Origin of the sequence: Microcystis sp. T1-4, assembly GCF_000297435.1 — a bacterium.
Taxonomy (GTDB): domain Bacteria; phylum Cyanobacteriota; class Cyanobacteriia; order Cyanobacteriales; family Microcystaceae; genus Microcystis.
Genome location: NZ_CAIP01000120.1, coordinates 1 through 4,477 on the forward strand (window position 1 = coordinate 1; position 4,477 = coordinate 4,477).

Annotated in this window: 4 protein-coding genes and 1 pseudogene; all 5 read right to left on the bottom strand. The window is 48.1% G+C overall.

Features of this window, described 5'->3' with window-relative positions:
- Window positions 1-493: 493 nt before the first annotated feature.
- Window positions 494-934 carry a DUF29 domain-containing protein gene (locus tag MICAI_RS06920; protein WP_008199593.1) on the bottom strand — a complete coding sequence of 147 codons (441 nt, stop codon included), beginning with the start codon at window positions 932-934 and terminating at the stop codon, window positions 494-496.
- 61 nt (window positions 935-995) lie between these two features.
- Window positions 996-2,915 (bottom strand): beta strand repeat-containing protein, encoded by a 1,920-nt coding sequence (locus MICAI_RS06925; RefSeq protein ID WP_008199595.1) that lies wholly within the window; start codon window positions 2,913-2,915, stop codon window positions 996-998.
- A 301-nt stretch (window positions 2,916-3,216) separates the two neighbouring features.
- The gene (locus MICAI_RS06930; protein ID WP_008199596.1) at window positions 3,217-3,591 is read right to left on the bottom strand and encodes a type II toxin-antitoxin system PemK/MazF family toxin; all 375 of its coding nucleotides are present in this window, start codon (window positions 3,589-3,591) and stop codon (window positions 3,217-3,219) included.
- Window positions 3,584-3,808 carry a type II toxin-antitoxin system MazE family antitoxin gene (locus MICAI_RS06935; protein ID WP_004158853.1) on the bottom strand — a complete coding sequence of 75 codons (225 nt, stop codon included), beginning with the start codon at window positions 3,806-3,808 and terminating at the stop codon, window positions 3,584-3,586. The genes MICAI_RS06930 and MICAI_RS06935 overlap by 8 nt, the downstream gene beginning before the upstream one ends.
- A gap of 394 nt (window positions 3,809-4,202) precedes the next feature.
- Window positions 4,203-4,340 (bottom strand): annotated as a pseudogene (locus MICAI_RS27790) (clan AA aspartic protease); the annotation flags it as partial.
- Window positions 4,341-4,477: the final 137 nt, after the last annotated feature.

Genomic DNA, 4,477 nt, shown 5'->3' on the forward strand with positions numbered 1-4,477 from the left:
AGAAGCTCGTCGGGTTATTTCTATGGAGCAGATATTAATGGTTCCTTAAATATTGGAAGAAAGGTAGTCGGAGAGGCCGCCTTTAGCGGGAATCCGATAGAGAGGTTCGTAGTTAACCCAGTACGGGTCAAAGCGTACAAAGCTAATTCTAGATGCAATATTTGCGTACAGAATTAGTAACTATAACTACATATTATACAGAAACTTTCTGCATAACAGTCTCCAGAGCAACGATAGGGGTCAACTTCCTGTATATCACCCCGTCTTACAACATATATACTCATTTGTCAATAGGTAGTAATATTTAATCTGCTTATACTTCGAGTTTTGGTCTGAAAATGGGCGATCGATAGTCAAGCGATCGAGAGATGGGGAACAACTTATACTAAATCCGTTGAGTATAGGCTACATATCAAGACAGACAAAAGGCACTCATGCAAAAGGGAGAATAAATAATCAGTCTTTAATAACCAGATTTAGGATTATTTAACCTTCAATCCGGGCTATCACCGGGCAACCAATCTTCGATCACCTGCGCGATAGTATAGGGACAAAACTCGGGAAAAATGCTGAGGACTAAACCTGTTTGTCTGGCGGCTTCTCGACGCGCTCTGGTGTATTCCTTATCCAAAATTTGCGCGGGATAACCGCGTAAACTGGGACTATCCTCTAATTTGCGACGAATTTGCGATCGCCCATCATTGATGGAATCCAGCCAACTATCGGAGTGCCGTTGGGGTTGATATTGCCACTTGAGCAGATGAAGCAAAATTCGCTCCATTTGAGAACCAATCGCACTGCGTTCACTTTTCCCCAAATCCTCGATTTCCTCGATTAAATGCTCCCAGTCAATGGCATCCCAGCGTTGTTCCCGCAAAAGTTGAGCCGTATCCCGGGCCCAGAGAATTAAATCGCAATCGTAGGTGGTTGGCATAACCGGTTCCCTGTTTTTCAAGCTTTTCGGGTCATCTCTCCTGTTGTCACGAGTACCATGATCAGAACCTCACCGACCCTGCAGCTACAGCAGCAGAAAAGCTGGTGATATCAGCCCCTGGGCCGAACAACTCGAAGCCTGAAACGTTCATGATGCCGTTGATTACATAGTTACCCGCACCCACCCCGGCAGTGATTGTGTAGGTGCCAGGATTGAAAACCAGCGTATCTTGACCGCTGCCCCCCTGAAAAGTTCCTCTGCCGAAGCCTTTCAGGGTGTCATCGCCTGCACCTAGATTCGTTATACCGCTTCCGGCGAAACCACCGATTAAGGCATCAACTAAGTCCCGGTCACTGCCTGTATCAATGGTGCCATCGTTGTAGATACCGATGCTACCAGATCCCATGGCAGATCCGATGATGTTGTCCTCGCTGATGCCCGTGTTGATGGTGACACCGGTGCTAATGTAGATGCCGGTGCCGCCAGGTCCCGTTGCGGATCCTATGATGGTGTCTTTATCGGGGCTGGTGTCAATGCTGATGCCGGCATTGATGTTACCGCTGGTGGTGTAGATGCCATAGGCTTTACCAGTTCCCGTGATGCGGTCGTCGCCGCTGCTGGTGTCAATGGTTCCACTGTTGTAGATGCCATAGTTCATACCAGCTCCCGTTGCAGATCCCGTGATGGTGTCATTGCGGATGCCGGTGTTGATGGTGTAACCAACACTGTTGTAGATGCCATAGGTGATACCAGTTCCCGTTGCAGTTCCTGTAATGCTGTCGTTATCGGCACCGCTGCCAGCACTGATACCAGTATTGATGGTTCTACTGTTGTAGATGCCATAGGTGAGACCATTTCCCGTAATGCGGTCGTTGCCGATGCCAGTATTGATGCTGCCGGAAGTAAGGATGCCATGGATACCACCAGTCCCCACGATTTCGTCGGAGCCGATGCCAGTTTCGATGGTACCGCTATTAGTGATACCAGAGCTACCAGGGCCAGATGCCGTTGCAGTTCCTGTGATGGTGTCGTTATCGGCGATGGTGCCACTGCTGATGCCGGTGTTGATGGTACCCAGGTTACTGATGCCATAGGCGAGACCAGATCCACTGATACGGTCGTCGCCGCTACCAGTGATGATGTTCCTGAAGCTGTTGTTGTAGATGCCGGAACTGTCAGATCCCCCAGCAGCTCCCATAATGGTGTCGTTGTCGGCACCGGTGTCAATAGTGCCGGTGTTGATGATGCCATGGATGGCACCAGTTCCCGTACTTTCAGTGCCACCTGTGATACTGTCGTTGCCAGCACCAGTATTGATGGTGCCACCAGTGTTGTTGATGCCGGCCGTGACACCATAACCGTCTCCTGTAATGGTGTCGTTGCCAGTGCCAGTGTCGATAGTACCGTCATTACTGATGCCGTAGTAATGCCCCCACCCTCTGATGGCGTCGTTGCCGGTGCCAGTGTTGATAGTGCCGCGGTTGATTTGGATGCCGTCGCCGCCACTACGTACAGATGTATCTTTAACTCCTGCAATGTGGTCGTCACCGTCACCGGTGTCGATTCTGCCAGAGTGGTAGATGCCAGATGCACTCCCTGTGGCAATTCCCCCAATGATATCCCTACCGCTGCCGGTGAGGATAGTGCCGGTGTTGTAGATGCCGCACCAGCCCTCTCCCGTGATGCTGTCATCATCGGCGCCGGTGCCACCGGTGTTGATGGTGCCAGAGTTGTTGATGCCGTAGCCGCTACCAAAACTACGACCCTCGATTCGGTCGTTGCCGCTGCTGGTGTTGAGGGTGCTCCTGCTGTTGAGGCCGATGCCGCTGATACCAGATCCTGTAGGCGTAGTTCCAGTAATGCGGTCGCCGCCGGCCAAAGCATCGACAGTCACATCAGTCGGAACAAGCCAACCTTCTGGAGAGGAAGCCAAATCCGCACCTGCCGTGAACGTAAATCTTGTGCTAAGATCGTAAGCCATGATCTTAAGTTCTTTTTTGCTAATAGAAACGTCATGGTAAAACACATACAAGAATTTGTCAATAGGTAGTAATATTGAATCTACTTATACTTCGAGTTTTGACCTGAAAATGGGTGATCAGATCAATAGAGCAGCAATTATTGTAGTTGGGTTGACCCAAGGAAACCCAACCAAGAGTAACCTTTGGGGTGGTTGGGTTGCGCTTTTTCAAGCGAATTGAGCTATTTTCGCCCCAGTATTGTTTCGCCCAACTCAACCCACGAGGCGATGCGCTCTGCTACGCAGTGCCTTTGGCATCGCACTATGAAGGCTTAAAACCTAAACTGAAACCGAGTTGAATACAGACTGCTTTCTCTATTTCTTGCCAATAAACGTCTTCTAAAACACCCTGTTTATTCTTAATTCTTTGAGAATCTACAGCCCTCATTTGACTTAAGTTGATGTGTCGATCTCCGTCTAGTCCATTCTGCACTGTCGGGGTAATATTGACAACAAAAGGATAAGTCCTTTTCCCAGGCAACAATGGAGCAACTATTGTCGTTGTTCCATTTTGATTGCCAATATCGTTTTGTAAAATCAGGCAAGGGCGTTCTTTATCGGTTTCATAACCAACAACGGGTTTCAGATCGACCCACCATATCTCTCCTCGCTTATAGGTTAGTCTTCCATTAGGCATTTAGACCATCGCCCACTGCAATATCCCAGACAGAAATTTCTGCTTGCATCTCTGGATCATTGGCCTGATCTTTATAAGCATCTTCTAGCTCTTTCATAAAAACCCTTTTCTTCTCTTGCCAGAGAACATCATTGATAAAGCGGCTACGATTGCTTGCTAGTCGATCTACAAAGTCCAAAACTTCGTCGTCTAAGGTTATGCTAACTTTCTTACTCATTGCCCTAAACTGCCCACGACAGCCCAGTAGGATTAGAGCATCATACTAACTAATCCTACATTAATTGTCAATGCCTGCCTCTGATCTTTAAGTAGATTGAATGTCTAACGCTTGAACTCACCCGCCGTCACTAACTTTGGATGATAGCAGTAGTTTAGCAATTATTTTAGGTTGGGTTGACCCAAGGAAACCCAACAAAGAGTAACCTTTGGGGTGGTTGGGTTGCGCTTTTTCAAGCGAATTGAGCTATTTTCGTCCCAGTATTGTTTCGCTCAATCCAACCCCCGCGGCTTAGACTCACAGTTTCAATCCATGAGCATGGTGCGTTCCCCAAAATCGATCAGTGGAGCGGTAGAAGTTGCATTAGGGAACGCACCCTACAAGATTGCGATCGCACTGTCAGAGGTAAGGTCAAAAAGCCTGTGAACCCTGTATCAATAACAGCATCAATTACTTGCCTCTGTTTACTCTCATTGCTTACGACTAACCTAAGCCTCGCCTCGCAGTTTTGATCAACAATTCCGTTCATCATAAAGTTAAAGCAGACGACCTACGCCAAAGCGGTGAACGCCTTTATGTCCAATTCGGACACGCCAGATTTGAGCATCAGGGTTTCGTTCAAGCAATCGATTAGAAGCAGTTATTGTGTCATTGGCAAGCTCAAAAGCA

Coding starts and splice junctions, on each gene's coding strand:
- MICAI_RS06920 (WP_008199593.1), bottom strand. CDS start 934: ATGCCAACCACCTACGATTGCGATTTAATTCTCTGGGCCCGGGATACG.
- MICAI_RS06925 (WP_008199595.1), bottom strand. CDS start 2,915: ATGGCTTACGATCTTAGCACAAGATTTACGTTCACGGCAGGTGCGGAT.
- MICAI_RS06930 (WP_008199596.1), bottom strand. CDS start 3,591: ATGCCTAATGGAAGACTAACCTATAAGCGAGGAGAGATATGGTGGGTC.
- MICAI_RS06935 (WP_004158853.1), bottom strand. CDS start 3,808: ATGAGTAAGAAAGTTAGCATAACCTTAGACGACGAAGTTTTGGACTTT.